Genomic DNA, 26,561 nt, shown 5'->3' with positions numbered 1-26,561 from the left:
GATGACGAGATGAACTGGATCAGCGCCCTGGCCGAGTTGCAGCATAGCGGCGAACCTTGCGTTCTGGTGACCATCATCGAGGAGCGCGGCTCGACCCCGCGCAACGCCGGCTCGAAGATGGTGGTCAGCGCCGAGCGGCTCTACGACACCATCGGCGGCGGCCACCTGGAATACAGGGCCCAGGCCATTGCCCGGGAAATGCTCGCCGCGCGGACCCAGGACACCCGCCTGGAGCGCTTCAGCCTGGGCGCCAGTCTCGGCCAATGCTGCGGCGGCGCCACGGTGCTGCTGTTCGAGCCGATGGGCCAGCCGCAGGCACACATCGCCGTGTTCGGCGCGGGCCACGTCGGTCGCGCCCTGGTACCCTTGCTCGCCAGCCTGCCCTGCCGGGTGCGCTGGATCGATTCGCGGGAACACGAATTTCCCGCGCTCCTGCCCGACGGCGTGGAGAAAGTGGTGAACGACGAAGTGCTCGACGAGGTCGAGCGGATGCCGCCCGGCAGCCACTTCATCGTCATGACCCACAACCACCCGCTGGACCTGGAGCTTACCGCGGCGATCCTGGCGCGCAACGACTTCGCCTACTTCGGCCTGATCGGCTCGAAGACCAAGCGCGTCAAGTTCGAGCACCGCCTACGCGAACGTGGCGTCGACGCCGAACGCCTGCAACGGATGCGCTGCCCGATGGGCCTGGATCAGGTGAAAGGCAAGCTGCCGGCGGAGATCGCCATCTCCATCGCCGGCGAGGTGATCGCCACCTACAACGCCGCCTTCGGCCTGGAACGCAAGCAGGGGCCGTCGAGCGTCACCCGGCTGACCCCGGAGTCGCGCCGCGCCCACGAATCCTGAGCGGCCCCCCGCTCCCCCGCGTCCGCCGCCAGGCGGCGGACCTCCCACGAACCTTTTTTCGAGACTGCCATGACCCGCAACGCCAAAGCCTACCGCGCCGCCATCCTGCACAGCATCGCCGACCCCGCGGAGGTCGGCGTCGAACGCTCCTACGAATACTTCGAGGACGGCCTGTTGCTGGTGGAGGACGGCAAGGTCGCTCGCCTCGGTGACGCCGAAGCCCTGCTCGGCGAGATCGGCGACGTCGAGGTCTTCGAGTACCGCGACGCGCTGATCACCCCCGGCTTCATCGATACCCACATCCATTTCCCGCAGACCGGGATGATCGCCTCCTACGGCGAACAACTGCTGGACTGGCTGAACACCTATACCTTCCCCACCGAGCGCCAATTCGGTGACCAGGCCCATGCCGATCAGGTCGCCGAGATCTTCCTGCAGGAACTGCTGCGCAACGGCACTACCACCGCGCTGGTCTTCGGCAGCGTGCACCGGCAGTCGGTGGAATCGCTGTTCGAGGCCGCCCGGCGCCTGGACCTGCGCCTGATCGCCGGCAAGGTGATGATGGACCGCAACGCGCCGGACTACCTGACCGACACCGCCGAGAGCAGCTACCGCGACAGCAAGGCGCTGATCGAGCGCTGGCACGGCCAGGGCCGTCTGCTCTACGCAGTGACCCCGCGCTTCGCCCCGACCAGCACCGCGGAACAGCTGGACATGGCGGCGCGGCTGCTGCGCGAGCATCCCGGCGTATACCTGCACACCCACCTGTCGGAGAACCTCAAGGAAATCGAGTGGGTGAAGGAGCTGTTCCCCGAGCGCAGCGGCTACCTGGACGTCTACGACCACCACGGCCTGCTCGGGCCGCGCTCGGTGTTCGCCCATGGCGTGCACCTGTGCGACGGCGAATGCCAGCGCCTGGCGGAGACTGGCTCGGCAGTGGCGTTCTGCCCGACCTCCAACCTGTTCCTCGGCAGCGGTCTGTTCGACCTGCCGAAGCTGGAGCGCTACAAGGTCAAGGTCGGCCTCGGCACCGATGTCGGCGCCGGCACCAGCTTCTCCCAGTTGCAGTCCCTGAACGAGGCGTACAAGGTCATGCAGTTGCAGGGCGCCCGCCTCGATCCGTTCAAGTCGCTCTACCTCGCCACCCTCGGCGGTGCCCGCGCGCTGGAGCTGGACGACCGGATCGGCAGCTTCGCCACCGGCAACGAGGCGGACTTCGTGGTCCTCGACTACCACGCCACCCCGCTGCTCTCCTACCGCCTGAGCCAGGCCGGCAGCCTGGCCGAACGGCTGTTCGCGCTGACCATGCTCGGCGACGACCGCACGGTGAAGGAAACCTTCGCCGCCGGTCGCTCGGTGCATCGCCGCGACTGACTCCCGGCGGAAACGAAAAAGCCCCGCATCGCGGGGCTTTTTCATGCTTCGGATCAGGCCGCCGAGTCGCTGTCGGCCTTGGCCCGGCGAGGCTTCTTCTTGCCGCCGAGGAGGTGCGAGAACACCGCGTGCAGGTCGCCGGAAGCGTTGTCGCTCTCCAGGTTGAGCTTGCTGTCGATATGCTCCATGTGGTGCATCATCAGGGTCACCGCGCGCTCCTTGTCGCCCTTCTCGATGGCGTCGAGGATCTCGTTGTGCTCGTCGAACGAGCAGTGCGAGCGACCGCCGCTTTCGTACTGGGCGATGATCAGCGAGGTCTGCGACACCAGGCTGCGCTGGAAACTCACCAGAGGAGCGTTGCGCGCCATCTCGGCGAGCTTCAGGTGGAACTCGCCGGACAGGCGGATGCCGGCGCCCCGGTCGCCACGGGCGAAGCTGGATTGTTCCTGCACCACCATCTCGCGCAACTCGGCCAGGCGCTCGGCGGTGGCGTTGTCGGTGGCCAGTTCGGTGATGGCGCGCTCGACGGTGCGGCGGGCGAAAAGGATCTGCCGGGCCTCGTCGATGCTCGGGCTGGCGACCACCGCGCCGCGGTTCGGCCGTAACAGCACCACCTGCTCGTGGGCCAGGCGCGAGAGGGCGCGGCGAATGATGGTGCGGCTGACGCCGAATATCTCGCCGAGCGCTTCCTCGCTCAGCTTGGTGCCGGGGGCCAGGCGTTGTTCGAGGATGGCGTCGAAGATGTGGGCGTAGACGATCTCGTCCTGGGTACCGCTGCGGGCAGCCTTGCCGGTGCGCGGCGGCTTCCTGATGTGTTGCAACTGATCGGTCATCGGTCTCGAACCTTGTGCGTCCGGCTTGTGGCCTGGGCTGATCCTCGCTCACGGGCGTGGGTGAGGCACGCCGGCGGCTGATAGCGAAATAGTGTACACAAGCAGCGGCATCCGGCGCACCACCCCTTTCCGCCCATCGTTCCGAGCGCGCGGCACCGCCCGGAAGGACGCGTGACGGAAAGCTGATAAAAATGTGGCGAAACACCCTCAAACATTCTTTGACCTTTTTGTATACAAAGGCATAATCGCTCGCACGAGTTCTTGACCCAAAGGTCAGAAAATCGTGCCCTCACATCACCTTCGAGCCGCGTCAGGGATCTGGTAACCAACCGGCCCGCAGGACCTAACAACAAGAGCGATGAGGAGTACCTGCTGTGGAAAGCACCAAACAAGAAGAACAAGGGATCTACGCTGCGACACCGCCCGCCACCGGCCTGCTCGAACGCCTGTTCAAGCTCCGCCAGCATGGTACGACGGTCAGGACCGAGCTGGCGGCCGGGCTGACCACCTTCATCACCATGGCCTACATCATCTTCGTCAATCCCAACATCATGGCCGACGCCGGCATCGACCACGGCGCGGCGTTCGTCGCCACGTGCCTGGCGGCCGCCCTCGGCTGCTTCCTGATGGGCTTGTACGCCAACTGGCCGGTGGGCCTGGCGCCGGGAATGGGGCTGAACGCCTTCTTCACCTACACCGTGGTCGGCACCATGGGCTACAGCTGGCAGATCGCCCTCGGCGCGGTGTTCATCTCCGGGGTGATGTTCATGCTGCTGACCTTCTCCCGGGTCCGCGAATGGCTGCTCAACAGCATCCCCCGCAGCCTCAGGTTCGCCATGGGCGCGGGTGTCGGCCTGTTCCTCGGCCTGATCGGCCTGAAGACCGCCGGCATCGTGGTGGCCAGCCCGGCGACCCTGATCAAGCTCGGCCACCTCACCTCGCCCGGCCCGCTGCTGGCGGCACTGTGCTTCCTGATGATCGCCGTGCTCGAGTACCGCCGGGTGTTCGGCGGCATCCTCATCAGCATCCTCAGCGTCACCCTGGTCGGCTGGGCCCTCGGCCTGGTGCAGTACGGCGGGGTGTTCTCGGCGCCGCCGAGCCTGGCGCCGACCTTCCTGGCGATGGACATCGCCGGCGCGTTCAACGTCACCATGATCAGCGTGATCCTGGCCTTCCTCTTCGTGCACATGTTCGATACCGCCGGCACTCTCATGGGCGTCGCCCAGCGCGCGCACCTGGTGAAGGAGGACGGGCGCATCGAGAACCTGTCGAAGGCGATGAAGGCCGACAGCGCCTCCAGCGTGTTCGGCGGCATGCTCGGTGTCCCGCCGGTGACCAGTTACGTGGAGAGCGCCGCGGGCGTGGCCGCCGGCGGACGTACCGGGCTCACCGCGGTGGTGGTCGGCGTGCTGTTCGTCGCCGCGATGTTCTTTGCCCCGCTGGCCGGGATGATCCCCGCCTTCGCCACCGCCGGCGCGCTGATCTACGTGGCCATGCTGATGATGGGCGGGATGGCGCACATCGACTGGGACGAGCACACCGAAACCATCCCGGCGATCGTCACGGTGATCATGATGCCGCTGACCTTCTCGGTGGCCGACGGTATCGCCCTGGGCTTCATCACCTACGTCGCGATGAAGGTCCTCACCGGCAAGCACCGCGAAGTCTCGGCCAGCCTCTATGCCTTGTTCGTGATCTTCGTCGCCAAGTTCATCTTCCTCTGACCCGCCCGGATGGCGGATGGCCGCACGCGGCTATCCGCCTCGAACCTGTCGTTGCCCCGCAGGGCTCGCGACGCACAGCCTCATCCGTCGCCCATTCACACCTTGCGCCGCATCGTCCTGCCCCCCCGCAGATGGCGGATAACCGGCAACCCTCGGCGCCTTCCCCGCGAACGAAAAAAGGCCCGCTCGACGGCGGGCCAGGGAAAAGGACTCAGGGAGTCAATGTTTCGTGGCACGCACCTAGCTGCCGCGATAGGTCGAATAGCTGTAGGGCGAGATCAGCAGCGGCACATGGTAGTGATCGTCGGCGGAGGCGATGCCGAAACGCAGCACCACCTGGTCGAGGAATGCCGGCTCCGGCAATTGCACGCCGCGGGCGCGATAGTAGTCGCCGGCGTTGAACACCAGTTGATAGACCCCGGGACGGAAGTCCTCGCCTTGCAGCACCGGCTGGTCGCAGCGGCCGTCGTGGTTGGTCAGGGTGGTGGCGATCAGTTCCAGTTGCTGGCCTTCTACCCGGTACAGCTCGATCTTGATGCCATGGCCGGGGCAGCCGTGTGCGGAATCCAGTACATGCGTGGTCAAACGTCCCATGGGTTGCGGGCGCCCGCTGGCGGACACCACTCCTCCTCTTGCCTTCGTTCGATGGGGATCGCTCCGGGACCTGCCCGGCGCCGCTCGCTTGCAGCCCGCCAGGGAGCCGCTTGCGAAGCAATATAAGTTATCTTTCGATGAATTGTATACAAAAAACACCGCCACAACCGAAAATGCGGCAGCCGCCCCGAAATCGGGCATTCCTTCCACAAGCCCCACCCCGCAGGGCCTCATTCTTCGCTAACTGACCAGTCGGGCAGGTTTTTTGCTGGATGAATGGCAGGGATCGGCAAGCAGGATTGTATTTACAGACCGCAGGCAAACTTGTATACAATAAATCCATCACGGCATCCCCGGCCCGTCCGGCCCGCCGCCCCATCCACAATAAGGAACACTGCTGTGAGCGCTGACTACCCACGCGACCTGATCGGATACGGCAACAACCCTCCCCACCCTCACTGGCCCGGCGATGCGCGCATCGCCCTGTCCTTCGTGCTCAATTACGAAGAAGGTGGCGAGCGCTGCGTCCTGCATGGCGACAAGGAGTCCGAGGCGTTCCTTTCCGAGATGGTGGCTGCCCAGCCCTTGCAGGGCGTGCGCCACATGAGCATGGAATCGCTCTACGAATACGGCAGCCGCACCGGGGTCTGGCGCCTGCTCAAGCTGTTCAAGCGACGCAACGTGCCGCTCACCGTGTTCGCCGTGGCCATGGCGGCGCAGCGCAACCCTGAGGTGATCAGGGCGATGGTCGCCGACGGCCACGAAATCTGCAGCCACGGCTACCGCTGGATCGACTACCAGTACATGGACGAGGCCCAGGAGCGCGAGCACATGCTCGAAGCCATCCGCATCCTCACCGAACTCACCGGCCAGCGCCCGGTGGGCTGGTACACCGGACGCACCGGCCCGAACACCCGGCGCCTGGTGATGGAGGAAGGCGGCTTCCTCTACGACTCCGACACCTACGACGACGACCTGCCCTACTGGGACCCGGCCAGCACCGCGGAGAAACCGCACCTGGTGATTCCCTATACCCTGGACACCAACGACATGCGCTTCACCCAGGTGCAGGGCTTCAACAATGGCGAGCAGTTCTTCCAGTACCTGAAGGACGCCTTCGACGTGCTCTACGAAGAAGGCGCGACGGCGCCGAAGATGCTCTCCATCGGCCTGCATTGCCGGTTGATCGGTCGCCCGGCGCGGATGGCCGCCCTGGAGCGCTTCATCCAGTACGCGCAGAGCCACGACAAGGTCTGGTTCGCCCGCCGCGAAGACATCGCCCGCCATTGGCACCGTGAGCATCCTTTCCAGGAGACCGAGGCATGAGCCGTTTCCAGACCCTGACCCCCGCCTCGCTGTCCCGCGAGGCCTTCATCGAAGCCTTCGCCGACATCTACGAACACTCCCCCTGGGTCGCCGAGAAGGCCTATGACCTGGGTATCGACGACAGCCTCAACGATATCGAGGGCCTGCACCAGCGCATGGCCGACATTCTCCTGTCGGCAAGCCGCGAGGCCCAGCTGGCGCTGATCAACGCCCACCCGGACCTCGCCGGCAAGGCGGCGATCCGTGGCGAACTGACCGCCTCCAGCACCTCCGAGCAGGCCGGCGCCGGGATTCACGAATGCAGCGCCGAGGAGTTCGCCCGCTTCACCGAACTCAACGACACCTACAAGGCCAGGTTCGGCTTCCCCTTCATCAAGGCGGTGAAGGGCAGCAACCGCCATCAGATCCTGGCGGCCTTCGAGGAACGCATCCAGCACTCCGCCGACGAGGAGTTCGCTACCGCGCTGGCCGAGATCAACAAGATCGCCCTGTTCCGCCTGCAGCAGCTCTGAGGCCTGCGGAGACGAGCATGAACGCCGAACACTCGCCCTTCCGCCACTACCTCGACCTCGCCGACGCACGCCTGGGCAGCCAGGTGGTCGCCGTCAGCGACGAATGGTTCGCCCCGGCCAGCCGCATGCTGCAGGCCGGCGAACCGGTGTGGAAGGAAGGCGTGTTCGACGACAGCGGCAAGTGGATGGACGGCTGGGAAACCCGCCGCAAGCGCTTCGAGGGCCATGACCAGGCGGTGATCCGCCTGGGTGTGCCGGGCGTGCTGAAGGGCGTCGACATCGACACCCGCTTCTTCACCGGTAACCACCCGCCGGCGGCTTCCCTGGATGGCTGCTTCTGCGCCGAAGGCGACCCGGACGACAGCACGTCCTGGAGCGAAGTGCTGGCGGCGGTGGGGCTGCAGGGCGATAGCCATCACTACCACCCGATAGACGACGAACGTCCCTGGACCCACCTGCGCCTGAACATCTACCCGGACGGCGGTATCGCCCGCCTGCGCCTCTATGGCGTGCCCTACCGCGACTGGAGCAGCCAGCCGCCGGGAACGGCGCTCGACCTGGCCGCAGCGGTCAACGGCGGCCGGGCGCTGGCCTGTTCCGACCAGCATTTCGGACGCATGGGCAACCTGCTCAACCCCGGACGCGCCATCAACATGGGCGACGGCTGGGAAACCGGCCGCCGCCGCACGCCGGGCCACGATTGGGTGATCGTCGCCCTCGGCCATCCCGGCAGCATCGAGGCCGCGGTCGTCGATACCTTGCACTTCAAGGGCAACTATCCGGAAAGCTGCAGCATCCAGGCCGCCTTCGTGGAAGGCGGAAACGAGGCCCGGATCGAGGCGCAGAGCCTCTTCTGGCGCGAGCTGCTGCCAGCGCAGAAGCTGGAAATGCACCAGGAACACCGGTTCGAGCGGCACCTCAACACCCTCGGCCCGATCACCCATGTACGCCTGAACATCTTTCCCGACGGCGGCGTCAGCCGCCTGCGCCTGTTCGGCAGGCCACAATTACCGTGAGACCCGGGCCCCGCGTGCGTCCGGAATACAACAAACAGAATCGACAGGATCAGTATGCGCACTCTCAAGATCGAGCCGTTGACCAAGGAAGCCTTCGCCCCGTTCGGTGACGTGATCGAAACCGCCGGTAGCGACTATTTCATGATCAACAACGGCTCCACCCGCCGTTATCACAAGCTGGCCACGGTCGAGACCGCGCAGCAGGAAGATAACGCGATCATCAGCATCTTCAGCGCCGAGAAGCTGGAAATGCCGTTGCGCATCCGCATGCTGGAACGCCATCCGCTGGGCAGCCAGGCCTTCATCCCGCTGCTCGGCAACCCCTTTCTGGTCGTGGTCGCGCCACTTGGCGATGTACCTGTACCGGGCCTCGTCCGCGCCTTCCTGACCAACGGAAGGCAGGGCGTCAATTACCACCGCGGCGTCTGGCACCATCCGGTGCTGACGATCGAAAAGCGGGATGACTTCCTGGTGGTCGATCGCAGCGGTTCCGGGAACAACTGCGACGAGCATTTCTTCACCGAGGACGAACAGCTCCTCCTCGACCCCCAATCAAACCAATAAGAGAGGTCCTGCCGCCGGTCCGCCGGCCAGGGCAAGAGGTACAAGACTGTGGAAGCACATCTCATCGAATGGCTGAACCTGCTGGTGCGCTGGATTCACATGATCGTCGGGATCGCGTGGATCGGCGCTTCGTTCTATTTCGTCTGGCTGGAGAACAACCTCAACCGCAGCAACCCGCGTGAAGGCCTGTCCGGAGACCTCTGGGCAATCCACGGTGGCGGCATCTACCACCTGGAGAAATACAAGCTGGCTCCGCCGAAAATGCCGGAGAACCTGCACTGGTTCAAATGGGAGGCCTACTCCACCTGGATGTCCGGGGTGGTGTTGCTGACCATCGTGTTCTACCTGAACCCGACCCTCTACCTGATCGCCCCCGGCAGCGACCTGGCGCCGGCGGCGGCCATCGCCATCGGTATCGGTTCGCTGGTCTGCGGCTGGTTCGTCTACACCATCCTCTGCGATTCGGCGCTGGGCAAGACCCCTGCCCTGCTCGGCCTGGTCCTGTTCGTCCTGCTGGTCGCCGCCGCCTACGGCCTGACCCAGGTGTTCAGCGGCCGCGGCGCCTACCTGCACGTCGGCGCGATCATCGGCACCATCATGGTCGGCAACGTGTTCAGGGTGATCATGCCGGCCCAGCGCGCGCTGGTGAAAGCCATCGAAGAAAACCGCGAGCCCGATCCGGTGCTGCCGGCCAAGGGCCTGCTGCGCTCCCGGCACAACAACTACTTCACCCTGCCGGTGCTGTTCATCATGATCAGCAACCACTTCCCGAGCACCTACGGCAGCCAGTACAACTGGCTGATCCTGGCCGCCATCGCGGTGCTCGCGGTACTGGTACGCCACTACTTCAACACCCGCCACGAAAGCAACCGCTTCGCCTGGGCACTGCCCGCCGGCGCGCTGGGCATGATCGCCCTGGCCTTCGTCACCACGCCGAACTACCAGCAGGCTTCCGCACCGCTGGCCAGCACCCCGGCGGCGGCACCGGCACAACCGGCGACCGGCGGCGACGCACCAGCCGCGCCCGCCGCGCCCCAGGCCTCCAATGCCGGGACCGCGAGCGGAGCCGACTTCGACAAGGTCCATCACGTGATCCAGGAGCGCTGCACCGTCTGCCACTCGGCGAAACCGACCAGCCAGCTGTTCAGCACCGCGCCAGGCGGGATCATGCTCGACACCCCGCAGCAGATCCAGCAACTGGCACCGAAGATCCAGGCCCAGGCCGTGGCCTCGCAGATCATGCCGCTGGGCAACATCACGCAGATGACCCAGGAAGAACGCAACCTGATCGGCAGCTGGATCGCCAAGGGCGCACAGATCAACTGAGCCTTGGCCGAAAGGCGAAGAACCGCACCTCCGGTTCCCCGCAGCAGAACAACCCTGCTGGCCCTACCCCAAAAGCCCTCTCCATAGAGGGCTTTTGGCCATAACTCGCCATATCTTTCAGCCCCCAACCTCTCCGATAACTCACTTTCCTTCACCCTGGGCCGATGGAACGAAACCGTGCGGCGCTATCTTCGCCTACCTTGCCAATGAAGAACTGTGCAACTTTTTGGTTGATAACGTTGTGGATAGAACGCTAGGGAACAAATACCCAAAGGGCTCCGAGAGAGTGCGCAACTTTTTGCAAGCGGTGCGCAAAAAGTTGCGCAATTTTCAGTGTTCTTCCCATGAGAATCGCCAGCGAATTTTTGGTTTCCCCCAATAACGCCTTGATGGAAAAGAGTTTCAAGACCAGTGGCACGGTTCTTGTCTAGCACCGGTGACCCCGGCATATCGCCTGGGCACTTTCAACGACAAGGAACGTATCCATGGCAACCCCCGCCTATATGTCCATCACCGGCACCAAGCAGGGCCTGATCACCGCCGGCGCCTTCACCGAGGACTCGGTCGGCAACACCTATCAGGAAGGCCACGAGGACCAGGTGATGGTCCAGGGCTTCAACCACGAAGTGATCATCCCGCGCGACCCGCAGTCCGGCCAGCCGACCGGCCAGCGCGTGCACAAGCCGGTGGTCATCACCAAGGTCTTCGACAAGGCCTCGCCGCTGCTGCTGGCCGCCCTGACCTCCGGCGAGCGCCTGACCAAGGTCGAGATCCAGTGGTACCGCACCTCCGCCGCCGGCACCCAGGAGCACTACTACACCACCGTCCTGGAAGACGCGATCATCGTCGACATCAAGGACTACATGCACAACTGCCAGGACCCGGGCAACGCCCACTTCACCCACCTGGAAGACGTGCACTTCACCTACCGCAAGATCACCTGGACCCACGAAGTCTCCGGCACCTCCGGCTCCGACGACTGGCGCTCGCCGGTCGCAGGGTGAGTTGACAGGCACACCGGTCGTACACCTGTGCGATCGGTTCTCCGTCGAGCCGAAAATGTCCGCTACTTCGCGAAATCGACACAGAGCCAAGACTTTCGGCAGCGGCTGAGCAAGAGTAACGTGGGGCTCGCTTCTCCAACGGATGGGGGAGGAACCGCCCGCCAGGAACAAGGAACGATCCATGCGTCAAAGGGACCTGAAATTCACCTTCGTCGTCGGCGAAGGGAAACTCGCGTTCGATGTCGTCGAGTTCGAACTGGAAGAAGCGCTCTGCGAGCCTTTCCGCCTGAACCTGAAGCTGGCCAGCGACAAGAACGCCATCGATTTCAAGCAGGTACTCGACCAGCCGGGCACCTTCACCCTCTGGCAGGACGGCCGTCCGGCCCGCTACGTCCATGGCATCGTCAGCCACTTCACCCAGGGCAGCTCGGGTTTTCGCCGGACCCGCTACGAACTGCTGCTGGAACCGCAGTTGGCGCGCCTGGAGCTGTGCTGCAACTGGCGGATATTCCAGGAGAAGAGTGTTCCGGAGATTCTCCAGGCGCTGCTCAAGGAGCACCAGGTGCTCGACTACGAACAGCGTATCTACCACGAGCACCTGCCACGCGAATACTGCGTGCAGGCCGGCGACAGCGATCACTACCTGCACGACCGGCTGGCCTTCGAGGAAGGCCTGGTCTACTACTTCCGCTTCGACGAACACCGCCACACCCTGGTCTGCAGCGACCGGCTCTACGTCCAGGAGCGTATCACCGGCGGCCCGGTACTGTTCAGCGCCCAGCCGGAGGGCGACAACCCACAGCCGGTGCTTCATTCTTTCCGCTACAGCGAAAATGTTCGTACGGCTCGACAGACCCAGCGGGACTACAGCTTCAAGCGCCCGACCTACGACCAGGAGCATCATCTCGCTGGCGAGGCGCTCGAGCATCAGGGCTCGTCCTACGAGCGCTACGACTACCCCGGTCGCTACAAGCAGAGCGGCGCCGGCCGGCCTTTCAGCGAAAGCCGCCTCAGAGGGCACCGGCGCGATGCGCGGGTGGCATCGGTCAGCGGCGACGACCCGCGGCTGATCCCGGGCCACGCCTTTGCCCTGGAAGGTCATCCGCGTGCCGACTTCAACGCCTGGTGGCGGCCGGTACGGGTGGTCCATCGCGGCACCCAGTATGCCGGCCAGGAGGAAGAGTCCGCCGACGCCCCTCTGGGGGTGAGCTACGACCTGCGCGCCGAACTGGTGCCCGAGGACGTCGAATGGCGTCCCGCACCGCTGCCTCGGCCGCGTATCGATGGTCCGCAGATCGCGACGGTAGTCGGCCCGGTAGGGGAAGAGATCCATTGCGACGAGTGGGGGCGGGTGAAAGTCCAGTTCCCCTGGGATCGCGAGGGACGTCACGATGAATTCAGTACCTGCTGGATACGGGTCGCGCAGAACTGGGCAGGTGCCGACTGGGGGCACATGGCGATCCCGCGGATTGGCCAGGAGGTGATCGTCGATTACCTGGACGGCGACTGCGACCAGCCGATCATCACCGGGCGTACCTACCGGGCGACCAACCGGCCGCCCTACGCGCTGCCCGACCACAAGATCCTCAGCACCATCAAGAGCAAGGAGTACAAGGGCAGCCGGGCCAACGAGCTGCGCATCGACGACACCACGGCGCAGATCAGTGCGGCGCTGATGAGCGACCACGGTGCCAGCGCGCTGCACCTGGGCTACCTGACCCATCCTCGGCCCGAAGGCGGCAAGCCACGCGGCGAGGGCTTCGAACTGCGCACCGACGAACATGGCGCGGTGCGTGCGGCCAAGGGGCTGCTGCTGAGCACCGAGGAGCAGCTCAGGGCCGGCGCCGGCCATCTCGACCGAGGCGTCGTGGTGCAGGTGCTGGAGGCGGCGCTGGAGCTGGCCCGCGAGCTGGGCGACTACGCCGGGGAGCACCAGGGCGTGGGGCACGACGCGGCGCCGCAGCAAACCCTCCAGGAAGCCGTGCGCGACCTCGGCCACGGTGCCAACGACGAGTCCGGCAAGAGCAACGGAGGCAAGCCGGCGATCGCCTTGAGCGGTCCGGCAGGGATCGCCGCGGCGACGCCGGCGAGCCTGACCCTGGCCGCCGGCGAGCACGTCGACAGCGTGGCCCGGCAGAACCAGCAGGTGACCGCCGGGCAGAAGGTGGTGATCAACGCCGGCAGCGACATCGGCCTGTTCGCCCAGGGCGGCGAGCTGCGCCAGATCACCCACCAGGGGCCGATGCTGCTGCAGGCGCAGAAGAACGACATCCGCCTGGAAGCCGAGCAGAGCGTGGAGGTCAGCGCCAGCCAGCAGCACGTGCTGGTCACCGCGAAGGAGCACATCACCCTGATGTGCGGCGGCGCCTACCTGACCCTCAAGGGCGGCAACATCGAGCTGGGCATGCCCGGCAACTTCGTGGTCAAGGCGGCGAAGCACAGTCATGTCGGTCCCGCTCATGCATCGACCAGCTTCAACGCCTGGGATTCGACACCGTTCGATGACCGGTATGTCCTGCGCGACGAAGCCACGCTGGAGCCGTTACCCAATATCGCCGTTGAAGTGATACGAGGCGATGGTGGTGTGGTGAAACTGATGACCGACAGCCAGGGCCGTTTACCCAAGCAACAACACCTGGCCATGGACCCGGTGCAGATACGCATCCTGGGCAAGGGCAGTCACAACAGCGACACGGAGTCCAACACATGAGCAGCGAACCGCTCGAGCCGAATCAGGATGTGATCATCCCTCGCTCTCGCGACAGGCTGGGACGGCCTGTCTACAAGGCGCAGTTGACCCGTACCGACAACCAGAGCGAAAAGGTGGCGCTGGTTCGGCAGACCGCTCCCCTGCCGGTGATCTTCATTCCGGGGATCATGGGAACCAACCTGCGCAACAAGGCAGATAAAAGCGAGGTCTGGAGGCCGCCGAATGGTCTGTGGCCTCTGGGAGACTTCGCTGCCTCGTTTGGTGCGTTGTGGACTTGGGCCTGGAGGGGCCCAAAGGTCCGTCAAAAACTTCTGAGATCCGAGAGAGTGGAAGTCGATGACCAAGGCACGATCGATGTCGGCCAGTCTGGCCTGGATGAAGAGGCTGCCCGCCTGCGCGGCTGGGGCAAGGTCATGCGCAGTGCGTACAACCCCGTCATGGGATTAATGGAGAGGCGACTGGATAACATCGTCAGCCGTAGGGAACTCCAGGCATGGTGGAATGACGAAGCCCTCTCTCCTCCTGGAGATCAGGGTGAGGAGCAGGGAAAGGTGGGGCCGATCGATGAAGAGGAATTGCTCAAGGCCAGCCGATACCAGTTCGACGTCTGGTGCGCCGGTTATAACTGGCTACAGTCCAACCGGCAGTCGGCGCTGGATGTACGCGACTACATCGAGAACACGGTGTGGCCCTTCTACCAGAAGGAGTATGGTCTCGATCCCGAGCAAATGAGTCGTATGAAAGTCATTCTGGTCACCCACTCGATGGGAGGGCTGGTGGCGCGTGCCTTGACGCAGTTGCACGGCTATGAGCGCGTATTGGGGGTGGTGCATGGCGTGCAACCTGCGACGGGTTCCTCGACCATCTACCATCATATGCGTTGTGGCTATGAAGGTATCGCACAGGTCGTGCTGGGACGAAATGCCGGTGAAGTGACAGCCGTTGTCGCCAACTCGGCCGGCGCGCTGGAGTTGGCCCCTAGCGCCGAATACCGGGAAGGACGTCCCTGGCTGTTTCTGTGCGACGCGCAAGGCCAGGTACTCAAGGATATTGATGGAAAGCCTCGGGCTTATCCGCAGAACCAGGATCCTTATGAAGAGATATACAAGAGCTCTACGTGGTATGGATTGGTTCCTGAACAAAATGCACAATATCTAGACTTATCAAACACTGAAAATAAAAAGAAAAATCCCAGGGTAATTTTTGAGAAGAAAATTGATGCTATTGCTGACTTTCATAATGAATTGGCTACGGCGGGCTACCACGTCGAAACCTATGTTCATTACGGTGCTGACGATAGCCGCCATAGTTGGCGTGATTTGATCTGGAAAGGTGACCCGACCCCTCTGGAAACCCCTGGCGCCACACTCAACGACGATGAGAACGGCACTTACAACAGTTGGTTCCGCCGGGGCTTGCCCACCATAGTGCAGGGTCCGCTGGAGGCGGGAAATCCACTGGACGCTTCCGGCAGCGGAGGTGACGAAACGGTACCGACCGACTCCGGCCAGGCGCCTGCCCTGGCAGGTGTCAAGGCCAGCTTTCGGCATGGCAGCAAGGGCAAGGGACAGGCCAATACCAAACGGGGCTATGAGCACCAGGAGAGTTACAACGATGCTCGTGCCCAATGGGCAGCGCTATATGGTGTGATCAAAATCACCCAGTTGGCGGATTGGCATCCTAATGACAAAGGAGGGACATGATGCATCCCCGTCGGTTGTTTGCTGTACTTGGGTTGGTGGTCTTGACCAGCATGACCAGTTGTACTTCGTTTTCTTCTTCTCGGAGCCCTTCCATGGACAAGACCGGATGGATCACTCACTGCTTTGGTCGCTTTCTGATTGATCTGCCGCCTGACGCGGTAATTAACGCCGGATACTATCTATGGGGCGACAACATCCAACGGCTAGATGGCACACCTGCTGAGCTAGCAGCCAGGATTGCCCATCGCGAGCAAGAGTTACGGAATGGCATTCATAAAAAAACAAAGGAGAGCATGTTTGTTCGGAGGGCGGAAGACAAGGCTGGAGCCATTAGCCTGTGGTCTTGGGATTCGAATGCTAGTTTGCTTTCTTATAGGGTTGACTCATATTTTGTGGCTCATCCCAAGGGAGAGGTTTTTCTATACTCAGGAGAAGTTACTCACGACAAAGAGAAGGAAGGGGAGGAAGCTATCAATGATATATCCCGAAGCCTTCGCTCTCGCGAGCCCAAAGAAGCTCCAACTGAGCCGGGCTTTTGCATTGATCATGCCTATATTGCAGGGGATAGTTTTCAAGATGAAGAGTTTGGCGTAGGTGTTACCTTTCCCAATCACCCTGGTGCGCGCTTTGAATTCCGCTCCTCCACGGGATCTGAGCTAAACAGCCTTCTTGAGCGAGTCGACGGCTTCGTGCAGAACATGCTCGCTACGGTTGCTGGAGTCGAGAGATTGAGAAAGGGGAAGCACCCTGTGGGGAGCCTTCCGGGAGAGGAGTACTTGGTTGCGGGAAGCAACAAGGGACAGCGCGCCTACACATTCATGTGGGAGGTTCAAGGCAAGGAGGAATCGCTAACCGAGCCCAATCTTACTGCGGGACTGGCGGTACTGGAACGCAGCAATGAAAACGGTAAACCACCGCCCCCTGCCTTCAAATCGGACAAAGAGGCTTTGGAACTGTGGGACGCCATTGTCGATTCGATCCGCGTGCGCCCGACGTCTTCATCGCCGCGTGGCGGAAATGCCGGTCCTTCCCCTGCTCCGAAACCCGCTACGCCTGGCGGCCAAACGCTCGGTGATGACTATGTCTATGAGGAATTCCTCTCTAGCCTGAAGCCGAAAGACAGCTGGCTGGACGACCTATAGGAGCAACCCGCGATGGACATCATTCGCCTTGGCGACACCACCAGCCATGGAGGCACGGTGATTGAGGCGTTCGGCCAGACCGACCTCAACGGCAAGCCGATGGCCGGTGTAGGCCACCAAGTGGTTTGCCCCTTGTGCAAGGGAACCTTCCCCATTACCGAAGGTAGCGCCCTGCTGGATGTGAATGGGGTCCCGGTCGCGCTACATGGGATGAAAACAGCTTGTGGTGCCAGCCTGATTGCCAGTGGCCCGTTGGGCGCTGCCGAAAACTGAAAAAGGGGGGACGTTCGATATGCCGAACGACTTCGGCGACCTCCTTCGTGCCTCTCCTGTAGAACGCTCAGGAAAACTCCGCCGGCTTCTTGTCCAGCCTGACCTGCCCCGAGCCTTGGCACGTTGGCCAGTCTGCCGTTGTGCACTCCAGCAAACGCTGGCGGCATTCTCTTTGCTCGTTGAGCGTCTCCATTGCCGCCAGGATCTACTGGCGCTCAGATAGCCGGTTGCTCTCGCGCACGTCGCTGCTTGTAGTCGCCAATGCAAGCAGGCGTTCCGCAAAGCCCCATGGCTGATCCCGGGCGACAGGGTTCAAGGCCTTGCTGCACCAGGCTTGCGCTCACTGAGGTAGGGGTCGCTGAAAACTCCCAGCGGCTAGAGCACGTCGGCTATCCGACCAATGTCGTACACCGCCGGGCGTCCCGGGGGTAGCCGGCGCCAGTTCTATGGATACAGTGGAAGCAGCTCTGGAAAGCCTGTAGTAGACCGATTGGTCAACTACAAAAATTTCTTTGTATACAAAAAATCGATTGAATCGAGCACACAACGGGGATATAAAACACCCCACCGCATCGCCCTGAAGCCTGGGGTGGATGTTCGGCCAGAAATACCCGGCCGCCGGAACCTGTCTTTTCCGGTGTCCGCCTGCGACTGACAACAATAAAAACGCCTGAGGTGTTGCATGTCCGTGGTAACTGATCGCCGCATCCCCGACTCGCCCGTAGACCAGCGCCTGCCTCTGACGCAGCTGCTGCTGGTGGGCTTCCAGCATGTGTTGCTGATGTACGGTGGCGCCGTCGCCGTGCCTCTGATCGTCGGCCAGGCGGCCGGCCTCTCGCGCGAGGAAATCGCCTTCCTGATCAACGCCGACCTGCTGGTCGCCGGCATCGCCACCCTGGTCCAGTCGCTGGGCATCGGCCCGATGGGCATCCGCATGCCGGTTATGATGGGCGCCAGCTTCGCCGCCGTCGGCAGCATGGTGGCGATGGCCGGGATGCCCGGCGTGGGCATCACCGGGATCTTCGGCGCGACCATCGCCGCCGGCTTCTTCGGCATGCTCATCGCCCCCTTCATGTCGCGCATCGTGCGTTTCTTCCCGCCGCTGGTGACCGGCACGGTGATCACCTCGATCGGCATGTGCCTGTTCCCGGTGGCGATCAACTGGGCCGGCGGCGGCAAGGGCGCGGAAGACTTCGGCTCCCTGCACTTCCTGTTCCTCTCCAGCCTGGTGCTCTGCACCATCCTCCTGATCAACCGCTTCATGCGCGGTTTCTGGGTCAACATCTCGGTGCTGATGGGCATGGGCCTGGGCTACGCGATCGCCGGCGGCATGGGCATGGTCGACCTCGGCGGCCTGGCCGAGCGCCCCTGGTTCGACATCGTCACCCCGCTGCACTTCGGCGCGCCAACCTTCGACCTGGCGCCGATCCTGTCGATGTGCCTGGTGGTAGTGATCATCTTCGTCGAGTCCACCGGCATGTTCCTCGCCCTGGGCAAGATCACCGGCCGCGAGATCACCCCGACCGAACTGCGCCGCGGCCTGCTCTGCGACGCCGGCGCCTCGTTCTTCGCCGGTTTCCTGAACACCTTCACCCATTCCTCGTTCGCCCAGAACATCGGCCTGGTGCAGATGACCGGGGTGCGCAGCCGCTACGTCACGGTGGCCGCCGCCGGTTTCCTGATCCTCCTCAGCATGCTGCCCAAGGCCGCCTTCCTGGTCGCCTCGATCCCGCCGGCGGTACTCGGCGGCGCCGGCATCGCCATGTTCGGCATGGTCGCCGCCAGCGGCATCCAGATCCTCCACGAGGCCAACATCACCGACCGCCGCAACCAGTTGCTGGTGGCGGTAAGCATCGGCATGGGCATGGTGCCGGTGGTGCGCCCGGACTTCTTCGCCCGCCTGCCGGTCTGGATGGAGCCGATCACCCATAGCGGCATCGCCATGACCGCGATCTGGGCGGTGGTGCTAAACCTGCTGTTCAACATCCTCAGCCGCAACGACCGCAGCCACTTGTGCGGCAGCCACGCGCCGGCGCCCAAGCACTCCTGACTCCCTGGCGGACCGGCGACACTCCCGGTCCGCCCTTCCCTCGGGCCGGACTTCGTCCGGCTTCTTTTTTTCCGCTCGCGGTCCGCACCACTCAGTCCCGCCGAAGGAAAGGCCCCGCCTTGCGCTCCAGCAGATGCAGCAATTCCGCCTGCATGTAGGCGTAGTCGTCCGGGATATCCAGGCAGACCAGGCGCTTGCCTTTCATCGCCGCGGCGTGCCGGCGCAGCAGAGCCTGCCGGTGGCGGCGCTCCATGACGACGACCAGCGTCGCCCACTCCAGTTGCTCGCGCTCCAGGGGCGTCTCGGCGTCCGCCGCCAGCCCGGCGGAATCGGTCTCGACGCCCGGCCAGTCGGCGAACAGCCGTTCGGCGCTGGGACTACGCAGGCGGTTGCGGCTGCAGATGAACAGGACCCGGTGCATGGGAGGCTTTCCTTTGCTGGCGCGGCAGGCAGCATGACGTCTTCGCCGCGTTTCGGCGTTGCGCCGCGTCGCTTTTCCCGGGACGGGGCAGCGAGCGGTGCGTGCCGGAACACGGTCGCCCGGGTGGCATGGGAGAGGAAGCGGCGGATGGCGCCGTTGGTGCCATCGCCCCAGGAGGATACCGTCAGCCGCCGGTCATGCTCATGAAACGCAGCACCTGGACCTGCTCCTGGGCGTCGAAGTGATGCCGCTCCGGCTTCAGGTTCAGCGCCGCCACCAGTGCCGCGCTCAGGCGCTCGCGGTCGCCGGGATGGCTGCGCAGCAGTTCGCGCAGGTCGAGCGCCCCCTCGTGGCCGAGGCAGAGCACCAGCTTGCCCTCGGCGGTGACGCGCACGCGGTTGCAGTCGCCGCAGAAATTATTGCTGTGAGGTGAGATGAAGCCGATCCGGCTGGGCTCGTCGCCGATCTGGTAATACCGCGACGGCCCGCCGCTGCGCGCCAGGCTCGGGGTCAGCGGCCAGCGGCGCTCGATGATCGCCCGGACTTCGTCGCTGGTGCAGAGAGTCAGTTCGCGACGGTGGCTGGTGATGCTGCCCAGCGGCATTTCCTCGATGAAACTGATGTCCAACTGGTTGGCCAGGGCGTACTCGACCAGGTCGAGGATCTCGTCGTCGTTGCGGCCCTTCTGTACCACGCAGTTCAGCTTGATCCGCTCGAAACCGGCTTCGCGCGCCGCCTGGATGCCGTCCAGCACCTGCTCCAGGCGATCGCTACGGGTGAAGGCGGCGAAGCGTTCGCGCTGCAGCGAGTCGAGGCTGACGTTGAGGCGGCGGACGCCGGCGGCCTTCAGCTCGGCGGCGCGCTCGCGCAGTTGCGAACCGTTGGTGGTGATCGCCAGGTCTTCCAGTTCCGCACGCTGCCCCAGGCGTGCCAGCAGGCCGGTGATGCCCTTGCGCACCAGCGGCTCGCCGCCGGTGATACGAATGCGCCGCACGCCGAGGCCGATGAAGGCGTCGGCCACCGCGTACAGTTCTTCCAGGCTGAGGACCTGGTCGCGGGGAAGGAACTGCATGTCTTCGCTCATGCAGTAGGTGCAGCGGAAGTCGCAGCGATCCGTCACCGACAGGCGCAGGTAGGTGATGCGACGGCCGAAGGGATCGACCAGGCGGGAATCGGACATAGTGACTCGTTCTGTTCCGGGGGGGCTCGCCCGGCGCTCGGTGGGTGAGTGCGAGCGGGCGACTCGATACCCCTAACGAATACTCCAAATACCGGGAAATGTATAGGGCAAATGAACCGGCGGGTCAGGATTTCCCGGGCCTCCGCCTCGCTCGCACCTTGCTTGAGGGGCGCTCCGGGCGGGTGCTACCATCCTCGGCTTCCTGCCGCCGTTGCAGCAATGAAGAACAAGGACTGATGACCAGCATCCGCGAGCGCAACAAGCGCCTGATCCTCCGCGCCGCCAGCGAGGAATTCGCCGACAAGGGCTTCGCGGCGACCAAGACCAGCGACATCGCCGCCCGCGCCGGCCTGCCCAAGCCCAACGTCTACTACTACTTCCAGTCCAAGGAAAACCTCTATCGCTGCGTGCTGGAAAGCATCGTCGAGCCGCTGCTGCAAGCGTCGGCGCCGTTCCGCGTGGAAGACGACCCGCTGCTCGCCCTGCCCGCCTACATCCGCTCGAAGATCCGCATCTCCCGCGAGCTGCCGCATGCCTCCAAGGTCTTCGCCAGCGAGATCATGCACGGCGCGCCGCACCTGCCGAAGGAATACCTCGACGAACTGAACGCCCAGGCCCAGCGCAACGTCACCTGCCTGCAGACCTGGATCGACCGTGGCCAGCTCGCCCCGGTGGACCCGCATCACCTGCTCTTTGCCATCTGGGCGGCGACCCAGACCTATGCCGACTTCGATTGGCAGATTTCCATCGTCACCGGCAAGGAACAGCTCAGCGACGCCGACTACGACGCTGCGGTGGAAACCATCACCCGCCTGGTCCTGAAAGGCTGCACGCCCGACGGGCAATCCGGCAAGAGCGCCGGCCGGCTTCGGCCGCTGCCGCTCTGACCCGCCGCGGCACGCTCAATCGCGTGCCGCCCCCGCCCCTGCGCCGGCCTCGCACCGAGCGGCGTGACGCGGTATTCGACCCGCGGCGGCAGCTCCGCATACACCTCGCCTGGACGCTATCGGCGGAGTTGCTCGAGCACGGTATCCGGGTCAACGCCCTGAGCCCGGGGCCGACCCGGACGCCAGCGCTGGACAAGGCCGCTACCGATCTCGAGGCCGCCCAGGCGCTGAGGGAGAAGATTGGCCGGGACGCCTGGGGGAGCCGCTGGAGATCGCCAGTGCCGCGCTATTCCTGACCTCGAACGAGCCCCGCTGCAGGTATGGCACGGAAATCCTGGTGGATGGCGGCGTACGCCATCTGAAGAAGGGAGCGAAGGCCCGGTCCTGGTGAACGGGCCGCAAGCTCAACCGGCGTCGGGTACCAGCCCGACCGCCAGCACGCCCTGGATCGCGCATTGCTCGTCGATATCCGAGGTATCGCCGCTGATACCGACCGCGCCGACCACCTCTGCCTTGTCGTTGCGAATCAACACCCCGCCCGGCGCCGGAACCAGATTGCCATGGGCCAGGGTGTTCACCGCGGAAATGAACGAAGGCCGCTGCTGTGCATCCGCCGCCAGCAGCCGCGACGACTTGCCCAGGGCCACGGCGCCCCAGGCCTTGCCGATGGCGATCTGCGGTCGCAGCATGCTGGCGCCGTCCTCGCGCTGCAGCGCCACCAGGTGGCCGCCAGCATCGAGCACCGCGATGGTCAGGGGCGCGGTGGACAGCTCGCGCCCCACCGCCAGCGCCTGGCGGGTAATGCCCAGCGCGGTTTCCAGACTGATGGTGGTCATGGTCGTTCCTCTCGAGTTGTTAAGGCTAGAAATCGGGAAACCACCCGCGATGCGGGCGCGTTCGAAAATTTGTACCCAATCTAGTAGCCGACCGGCCCTACGAAAGCAACATTTCAGAACAATATGAACATAATTTTGTATACATTTTTTCAAACGCTGGTTTTATAAGCCTGCTAACAAAAATGGTAATTCATTGTTTTTATTATGAAAAAATTGATTTCAGCGGCTTTTTCCAGCGTATACAACCCATCTTGACCTTGCGCTGCCCCTCTGCCTAGAATCGTTCCAACTTTTGTACACAATTAGTATAAGAACGAGGAACAAAACGATGGCCAGAATGAGAGCAATCGAAGCCGCCGTACTGGTGATGCGCCGCGAAGGCGTGGATACCGCGTTCGGCGTCCCCGGTGCCGCGATCAACCCCATGTACGCCGCGCTGAAGAAGATCGGCGGCATCGACCATGTCCTGGCCCGTCACGTCGAAGGCGCCTCGCACATGGCCGAGGGCTACACCCGTACCAAGGCCGGCAACATCGGCGTCTGCATCGGCACCTCCGGCCCTGCCGGCACCGACATGATCACCGGCCTCTACTCCGCCTCCGCCGACTCCATCCCGATTCTCTGCATCACCGGCCAGGCACCGCGCGCCCGCCTGCACAAGGAAGACTTCCAGGCGGTCGACATCTCCAGCATCGCCGCGCCGGTGGCCAAGTGGGCGACCACCGTGCTGGAACCGGCCCAGGTCCCCTATGTATTCCAGAAGGCCTTCCAGCTGATGCGCAGCGACCGGCCCGGCCCGGTACTGATCGACCTGCCGTTCGACGTACAGATGGCCGAGATCGAGTTCGACATCGACGCCTACGAGCCCCTCCCGGTGAGCAAGCCGAAGGCCACCCGGGTCCAGGCCGAGAAGGTCCTGGCCATGCTCGACGAAGCCGAGCGCCCGCTGCTGGTGGCCGGCGGCGGCATCTTCAACGCCGACGCCGCCGAGCGCTTCCGCGAATTCGCCGAGCTGACCGGCATCCCGGTGATCCCGACCCTGATGGGCTGGGGCGTAATCCCCGACGACCACCCACAGATGGCCGGCATGGTCGGCCTGCAGACCTCGCACCGCTACGGCAACGCCACCCTGCTGGAATCCGACCTGGTGCTCGGCATCGGCAACCGCTGGGCCAACCGCCACACCGGCAGCGTCGAGGTCTATACCGAAGGTCGCCGCTTCATCCATGTCGACATCGAACCGACCCAGATCGGCCGGGTGTTCATGCCCGACCTGGGCATCGTCTCCGACGCCGGCGCCGCCCTCGACGCATTCCTCGAAGTGGCCCGCGAGTGGAAGGCCGCCGGCAAGCTGAAATCGCGCGCCGCCTGGCTGGAAAGCTGCCAGCAGCGCAAACGCACGCTGCAGCGCAAGACCCACTTCGACAACGTGCCGGTGAAACCGCAGCGCGTCTACGAAGAGATGAACGAGTTCTTCGGCAAGGATGCCTGCTACGTCAGCACCATCGGCCTGTCGCAGATCGCCGGCGCACAGTTCCTCCACGTCTACCAACCGCGCCACTGGATCAACTGCGGCCAGGCCGGCCCGCTGGGCTGGACCATTCCCGCCGCGCTGGGAGTGGTCAAGGCCGACCCGAGCCGCCAGGTGGTGGCGCTCTCCGGCGACTACGACTTCCAGTTCATGATCGAGGAACTGGCGGTCGGCGCGCAGTTCAAGCTGCCCTATATCCACGTACTGGTGAACAACTCCTACCTGGGCCTGATCCGCCAGGCGCAGCGCGGCTTCGACATGGACTATTGCGTGCAGCTGGCCTTCGACAACATCAACGCCCCCGAGCTGGAAGGCTACGGCGTCGACCACGTCGCGGTGGTCGAGGGCCTGGGCTGCAAGGCGATCCGGGTGTTCGACCCGAACGAGATCGGCGCCGCCCTGGCCAAGGCCCGCGAACTGATGCAGCAGCACCAGGTGCCGGTGGTGGTCGAGGTGATCCTGGAGCGCGTCACCAACATCTCCATGGGTACCGAGATCAACGCCATCAACGAGTTCGAGGAACTGGCCGAGAAAGGCGCCGACGCGCCGACCGCCATCTCGCTGCTCGACTGATCGCCGGCCTTTCCCGGAGGCGCGGACGGTGCGTGCGGCACCCCGCCCCCGGCGAAAGGCCTCCCGAACGTTTGACCGAACGATAGGAGCAAGACATGCCCCGTTTCTGCGCCAACCTGTCCATGCTGTTCACCGAGGTGGATTTCCTCGAACGCTTCGACGCCGCCGCCAAGGCCGGCTTCGCCGGCGTCGAGTACCTCTTCCCCTATGACGTCGAGGCCGAGGCGATCAAGGCCCGCCTGGAAGCCAACGGCCTGGAACAGGTGCTCTTCAACCTGCCGGCCGGCGACTGGGCCAAGGGCGAGCGCGGCATCGCCTGCCACCCGGATCGGGTCCAGGAGTTCCGCGAGGGGGTCGACAAGGCCATCGCCTACGCCAGGGTGCTGGGCAACCGCCAGGTGAACTGCCTCGCCGGGATCCGGCCGCAGGGGCACGACTGCGCCAGCGTCGAGAAGACCTTCGTCGACAACCTGCGCTACGCCGCCGACAAGCTGGAAGCCGCAGGCATCCGCCTGGTCATGGAGATGATCAACACCCTCGACATCCCCGGCTTCTACCTGCAGAACACCCGCCAGGCCCTGGAGATCCGCGACAAGGTCGGCAGCGCCAACCTGTTCCTGCAATACGACATCTATCACATGCAGATCATGGAAGGCGACCTGGCCCGCACCCTGGAAAACCAGTTGGCGGCGATCAACCACGTGCAACTCGCCGACAACCCCGGCCGCCACGAACCGGGCACCGGCGAGATCAACTACCGCTTCCTCTTCGAGCACCTGGACCGCATCGGCTACCAGGGCTGGATCGGCTGCGAGTACAAGCCGGCCACCACCACCGAAGCCGGCCTCGGCTGGATGAAGACGCACAACGTCGTCTGATCCGCACCCACGAACAAGACGCTCCCGCCTCCCTGCGCGGAGCCACTCGACAGACAGAACCAGGAGACACTCTCATGGCCAAGATCGGATTCATCGGCACCGGAATCATGGGCAAGCCCATGGCGCAGAACCTGCAGAAGGCCGGCCACAGCCTGTTCCTTTCCACCCACCACGACGCCGCTCCGGCCGACCTGCTGGAGGCCGGCGCCATTGCCCTGGCCAACCCGAAGGAAGTGGCCCAGGAAGCCGAGTTCATCATCGTCATGGTGCCGGACACCCCGCAGGTCGAGGATGTGCTGTTCCGCAAGGACGGTATCGCCGAGGGCGTCGGCCCGAACAAGGTGGTGATCGACATGAGTTCGATCTCCCCCACCGCCACCAAGGGCTTCGCCGAGAAGATCAAGGCTACCGGCGCGCAGTACCTGGACGCCCCGGTCTCCGGCGGCGAGGTCGGCGCCAAGGCGGCGACCCTGAGCATCATGGTCGGCGGCTGCCCGAACACCTTCGAACGCGCCTTGCCGCTGTTCCAGGCGATGGGCAAGAACATCACCCGCGTCGGCGGCAACGGCGACGGCCAGACCGCCAAGGTGGCCAACCAGATCATCGTCGCGCTGAACATCCAGGCGGTCGCCGAGGCCCTGCTGTTCGCCGCCCGCAACGGCGCCGATCCGGCCAAGGTGCGCGAGGCGCTGATGGGTGGCTTCGCCTCCTCGCGGATCCTCGAGGTGCACGGCGAACGCATGGTCAAGGGCACCTTCGACCCGGGCTTCCGCATCAGCCTGCACCAGAAGGACCTCAACCTGGCCCTGGCCGGCGCCCGCGAGCTGAACCTGAACCTGCCCAACACCGCCAACGCCCAGCAGGTGTTCAGCACCTGCGCGGCCATCGGCGGCAGTAACTGGGACCACTCGGCGCTGATCAAGGGCCTGGAGCACATGGCCAACTTCTCGATCCGCGACGAGTGATCCGCAGTCCGCGCGGGCCGTCACCCCGCGCGGAGCGACGAACCCCTTTTCGAAGGGCTCGGGGAGAGGAACGGTCGGCGAACTCCGGTGTTCGCCGCCGCCCTCTTCCTTCCCCGCCCACAAGGCGGGGTAAAGGAAGCGAACGCCCGGCCGGGAGATTCACGGCCTCTGCGTCCGGGCGCCTCGCTTCCATTCCCCAGTTCCCGCCGGCGCGGGTGCTGCGGAATGGAAGCGTCGACGACGCTGCGACCGCCGGTCCGACCGGCGGCACGACAACAAGAAATTCGGAG

At 64.3% G+C, this 26,561-nt stretch carries 24 protein-coding genes; 19 read left to right on the top strand and 5 right to left on the bottom strand.

Going from position 1 to position 26,561, the window contains the following annotated elements:
• Positions 1 to 9 precede the first annotated feature (9 nt).
• Together xdhC and guaD are read left to right on the top strand one after the other, a co-directional pair.
• Complete coding sequence (xdhC, locus tag FOC67_RS08135) at positions 10 to 849, top strand: xanthine dehydrogenase accessory protein XdhC (RefSeq protein ID WP_009314754.1); 840 nt, start codon at positions 10 to 12, stop codon at positions 847 to 849.
• A gap of 69 nt (positions 850 to 918) precedes the next feature.
• Positions 919 to 2,223 (top strand): guanine deaminase, encoded by a 1,305-nt coding sequence (gene guaD, locus FOC67_RS08130; protein WP_009314755.1) that lies wholly within the window; start codon positions 919 to 921, stop codon positions 2,221 to 2,223.
• A gap of 53 nt (positions 2,224 to 2,276) precedes the next feature.
• Here guaD and FOC67_RS08125 read toward each other — a convergent pair whose 3' ends face one another.
• On the bottom strand, positions 2,277 to 3,056 hold the full coding sequence (locus tag FOC67_RS08125; protein ID WP_003083340.1) for a GntR family transcriptional regulator: 780 nt from the start codon (positions 3,054 to 3,056) through the stop codon (positions 2,277 to 2,279).
• Positions 3,057 to 3,430: 374 nt separating this feature from the next.
• Between FOC67_RS08125 and FOC67_RS08120 the strand changes: the two genes are divergently transcribed.
• On the top strand, positions 3,431 to 4,780 hold the full coding sequence (locus FOC67_RS08120) for an NCS2 family permease (protein ID WP_003087209.1): 1,350 nt from the start codon (positions 3,431 to 3,433) through the stop codon (positions 4,778 to 4,780).
• A 240-nt stretch (positions 4,781 to 5,020) separates the two neighbouring features.
• Here the strand turns inward: FOC67_RS08120 and uraH are convergent, their stop codons facing one another.
• A complete protein-coding gene (gene uraH, locus FOC67_RS08115; RefSeq protein WP_003087207.1) occupies positions 5,021 to 5,401 on the bottom strand; it encodes a hydroxyisourate hydrolase in 381 nt (126 codons plus the stop codon).
• A 372-nt stretch (positions 5,402 to 5,773) separates the two neighbouring features.
• Here uraH and puuE point away from each other — a divergent pair, with 372 nt between their 5' ends.
• The 11 genes from puuE (at position 5,774) to FOC67_RS08060 (ending at position 19,000) form a co-directional block, all read left to right on the top strand.
• Positions 5,774 to 6,700 (top strand): allantoinase PuuE, encoded by a 927-nt coding sequence (gene puuE, locus FOC67_RS08110; protein WP_009314756.1) that lies wholly within the window; start codon positions 5,774 to 5,776, stop codon positions 6,698 to 6,700.
• Positions 6,697 to 7,212 (top strand): 2-oxo-4-hydroxy-4-carboxy-5-ureidoimidazoline decarboxylase, encoded by a 516-nt coding sequence (uraD, locus tag FOC67_RS08105; RefSeq protein WP_009314757.1) that lies wholly within the window; start codon positions 6,697 to 6,699, stop codon positions 7,210 to 7,212. Before puuE ends, uraD begins: the two co-directional genes overlap by 4 nt.
• A gap of 17 nt (positions 7,213 to 7,229) precedes the next feature.
• Positions 7,230 to 8,228 (top strand): allantoicase, encoded by a 999-nt coding sequence (alc, locus tag FOC67_RS08100; protein WP_009314758.1) that lies wholly within the window; start codon positions 7,230 to 7,232, stop codon positions 8,226 to 8,228.
• A gap of 54 nt (positions 8,229 to 8,282) precedes the next feature.
• On the top strand, positions 8,283 to 8,792 hold the full coding sequence (locus FOC67_RS08095; protein WP_009314759.1) for an ureidoglycolate lyase: 510 nt from the start codon (positions 8,283 to 8,285) through the stop codon (positions 8,790 to 8,792).
• 48 nt (positions 8,793 to 8,840) lie between these two features.
• Positions 8,841 to 10,118 carry a urate hydroxylase PuuD gene (locus FOC67_RS08090; protein WP_003120469.1) on the top strand — a complete coding sequence of 426 codons (1,278 nt, stop codon included), beginning with the start codon at positions 8,841 to 8,843 and terminating at the stop codon, positions 10,116 to 10,118.
• A gap of 485 nt (positions 10,119 to 10,603) precedes the next feature.
• Positions 10,604 to 11,122: an Hcp family type VI secretion system effector gene (locus FOC67_RS08085; RefSeq protein ID WP_003083317.1), complete on the top strand. Its 519-nt coding sequence runs from the start codon at positions 10,604 to 10,606 to the stop codon at positions 11,120 to 11,122.
• 181 nt (positions 11,123 to 11,303) lie between these two features.
• Positions 11,304 to 13,832 (top strand): type VI secretion system Vgr family protein, encoded by a 2,529-nt coding sequence (locus tag FOC67_RS08080; protein WP_009314762.1) that lies wholly within the window; start codon positions 11,304 to 11,306, stop codon positions 13,830 to 13,832.
• The gene (locus FOC67_RS08075) at positions 13,829 to 15,535 is read left to right on the top strand and encodes a triacylglycerol lipase (protein WP_009314763.1); all 1,707 of its coding nucleotides are present in this window, start codon (positions 13,829 to 13,831) and stop codon (positions 15,533 to 15,535) included. The genes FOC67_RS08080 and FOC67_RS08075 overlap by 4 nt, the downstream gene beginning before the upstream one ends.
• Positions 15,532 to 16,677: a T6SS immunity protein Tli4 family protein gene (locus FOC67_RS08070; protein ID WP_031627624.1), complete on the top strand. Its 1,146-nt coding sequence runs from the start codon at positions 15,532 to 15,534 to the stop codon at positions 16,675 to 16,677. The genes FOC67_RS08075 and FOC67_RS08070 overlap by 4 nt, the downstream gene beginning before the upstream one ends.
• Positions 16,678 to 16,689: 12 nt before the next feature.
• Positions 16,690 to 16,950 (top strand): PAAR domain-containing protein, encoded by a 261-nt coding sequence (locus FOC67_RS08065; RefSeq protein WP_003083211.1) that lies wholly within the window; start codon positions 16,690 to 16,692, stop codon positions 16,948 to 16,950.
• 682 nt (positions 16,951 to 17,632) lie between these two features.
• Positions 17,633 to 19,000, top strand: coding sequence for a nucleobase:cation symporter-2 family protein (locus tag FOC67_RS08060; protein ID WP_003083208.1), 1,368 nt, complete (start codon positions 17,633 to 17,635; stop codon positions 18,998 to 19,000).
• Positions 19,001 to 19,091: 91 nt separating this feature from the next.
• Here FOC67_RS08060 and FOC67_RS08055 read toward each other — a convergent pair whose 3' ends face one another.
• Both FOC67_RS08055 and moaA read right to left on the bottom strand, forming a co-directional pair.
• Positions 19,092 to 19,421 (bottom strand): low molecular weight protein tyrosine phosphatase family protein, encoded by a 330-nt coding sequence (locus FOC67_RS08055; protein ID WP_003087185.1) that lies wholly within the window; start codon positions 19,419 to 19,421, stop codon positions 19,092 to 19,094.
• A 184-nt stretch (positions 19,422 to 19,605) separates the two neighbouring features.
• Positions 19,606 to 20,601 carry a GTP 3',8-cyclase MoaA gene (moaA, locus tag FOC67_RS08050; protein ID WP_003083204.1) on the bottom strand — a complete coding sequence of 332 codons (996 nt, stop codon included), beginning with the start codon at positions 20,599 to 20,601 and terminating at the stop codon, positions 19,606 to 19,608.
• A gap of 236 nt (positions 20,602 to 20,837) precedes the next feature.
• Here moaA and FOC67_RS08045 point away from each other — a divergent pair, with 236 nt between their 5' ends.
• Positions 20,838 to 21,488 carry a TetR/AcrR family transcriptional regulator gene (locus FOC67_RS08045; RefSeq protein ID WP_003087183.1) on the top strand — a complete coding sequence of 217 codons (651 nt, stop codon included), beginning with the start codon at positions 20,838 to 20,840 and terminating at the stop codon, positions 21,486 to 21,488.
• A gap of 23 nt (positions 21,489 to 21,511) precedes the next feature.
• Entirely contained in the window at positions 21,512 to 21,784 is a 273-nt protein-coding gene (locus tag FOC67_RS08040; RefSeq protein ID WP_124080878.1) for an SDR family oxidoreductase, read from the top strand.
• Between the two features lie 108 nt (positions 21,785 to 21,892).
• On the opposite strand, the gene FOC67_RS08035 is transcribed toward FOC67_RS08040, so the two are convergent.
• Complete coding sequence (locus FOC67_RS08035; protein ID WP_003083199.1) at positions 21,893 to 22,324, bottom strand: heme-binding protein; 432 nt, start codon at positions 22,322 to 22,324, stop codon at positions 21,893 to 21,895.
• Between the two features lie 328 nt (positions 22,325 to 22,652).
• Between FOC67_RS08035 and gcl the strand changes: the two genes are divergently transcribed.
• The 3 genes from gcl to FOC67_RS08020 all read left to right on the top strand — a co-directional run bounded on the left by gcl (position 22,653) and on the right by FOC67_RS08020 (position 26,271).
• On the top strand, positions 22,653 to 24,428 hold the full coding sequence (gcl, locus tag FOC67_RS08030; RefSeq protein ID WP_003087182.1) for a glyoxylate carboligase: 1,776 nt from the start codon (positions 22,653 to 22,655) through the stop codon (positions 24,426 to 24,428).
• Positions 24,429 to 24,523: 95 nt separating this feature from the next.
• Positions 24,524 to 25,306 (top strand): hydroxypyruvate isomerase, encoded by a 783-nt coding sequence (gene hyi, locus FOC67_RS08025; protein ID WP_003087181.1) that lies wholly within the window; start codon positions 24,524 to 24,526, stop codon positions 25,304 to 25,306.
• A gap of 74 nt (positions 25,307 to 25,380) precedes the next feature.
• Positions 25,381 to 26,271, top strand: a complete 891-nt coding sequence (locus tag FOC67_RS08020) for a 2-hydroxy-3-oxopropionate reductase (protein ID WP_003087180.1) — start codon at positions 25,381 to 25,383, stop codon at positions 26,269 to 26,271.
• The last annotated feature ends 290 nt before the right edge of the window (positions 26,272 to 26,561 follow it).

This window comes from Pseudomonas sp. FDAARGOS_761 (assembly GCF_013343155.1).
Taxonomy (GTDB): Bacteria; Pseudomonadota; Gammaproteobacteria; order Pseudomonadales; family Pseudomonadaceae; genus Pseudomonas; species Pseudomonas aeruginosa.
This window is presented reverse-complemented; position numbering and strand designations above follow the sequence as displayed.

Bases quoted from the DNA above. Each gene is read 5' to 3' on its own strand.
- xdhC (WP_009314754.1), top strand. From the start codon at position 10: ATGAACTGGATCAGCGCCCTGGCCGAGTTGCAGCATAGCGGCGAACCT.
- guaD (WP_009314755.1), top strand. From the start codon at position 919: ATGACCCGCAACGCCAAAGCCTACCGCGCCGCCATCCTGCACAGCATC.
- FOC67_RS08125 (WP_003083340.1), bottom strand. From the start codon at position 3,056: ATGACCGATCAGTTGCAACACATCAGGAAGCCGCCGCGCACCGGCAAG.
- uraD (WP_009314757.1), top strand. From the start codon at position 6,697: ATGAGCCGTTTCCAGACCCTGACCCCCGCCTCGCTGTCCCGCGAGGCC.
- alc (WP_009314758.1), top strand. From the start codon at position 7,230: ATGAACGCCGAACACTCGCCCTTCCGCCACTACCTCGACCTCGCCGAC.
- FOC67_RS08095 (WP_009314759.1), top strand. From the start codon at position 8,283: ATGCGCACTCTCAAGATCGAGCCGTTGACCAAGGAAGCCTTCGCCCCG.
- FOC67_RS08085 (WP_003083317.1), top strand. From the start codon at position 10,604: ATGGCAACCCCCGCCTATATGTCCATCACCGGCACCAAGCAGGGCCTG.
- FOC67_RS08080 (WP_009314762.1), top strand. From the start codon at position 11,304: ATGCGTCAAAGGGACCTGAAATTCACCTTCGTCGTCGGCGAAGGGAAA.
- FOC67_RS08075 (WP_009314763.1), top strand. From the start codon at position 13,829: ATGAGCAGCGAACCGCTCGAGCCGAATCAGGATGTGATCATCCCTCGC.
- FOC67_RS08070 (WP_031627624.1), top strand. From the start codon at position 15,532: ATGATGCATCCCCGTCGGTTGTTTGCTGTACTTGGGTTGGTGGTCTTG.
- FOC67_RS08065 (WP_003083211.1), top strand. From the start codon at position 16,690: ATGGACATCATTCGCCTTGGCGACACCACCAGCCATGGAGGCACGGTG.
- FOC67_RS08060 (WP_003083208.1), top strand. From the start codon at position 17,633: ATGTCCGTGGTAACTGATCGCCGCATCCCCGACTCGCCCGTAGACCAG.
- FOC67_RS08055 (WP_003087185.1), bottom strand. From the start codon at position 19,421: ATGCACCGGGTCCTGTTCATCTGCAGCCGCAACCGCCTGCGTAGTCCC.
- moaA (WP_003083204.1), bottom strand. From the start codon at position 20,601: ATGTCCGATTCCCGCCTGGTCGATCCCTTCGGCCGTCGCATCACCTAC.
- FOC67_RS08045 (WP_003087183.1), top strand. From the start codon at position 20,838: ATGACCAGCATCCGCGAGCGCAACAAGCGCCTGATCCTCCGCGCCGCC.
- FOC67_RS08035 (WP_003083199.1), bottom strand. From the start codon at position 22,324: ATGACCACCATCAGTCTGGAAACCGCGCTGGGCATTACCCGCCAGGCG.
- gcl (WP_003087182.1), top strand. From the start codon at position 22,653: ATGGCCAGAATGAGAGCAATCGAAGCCGCCGTACTGGTGATGCGCCGC.
- hyi (WP_003087181.1), top strand. From the start codon at position 24,524: ATGCCCCGTTTCTGCGCCAACCTGTCCATGCTGTTCACCGAGGTGGAT.
- FOC67_RS08020 (WP_003087180.1), top strand. From the start codon at position 25,381: ATGGCCAAGATCGGATTCATCGGCACCGGAATCATGGGCAAGCCCATG.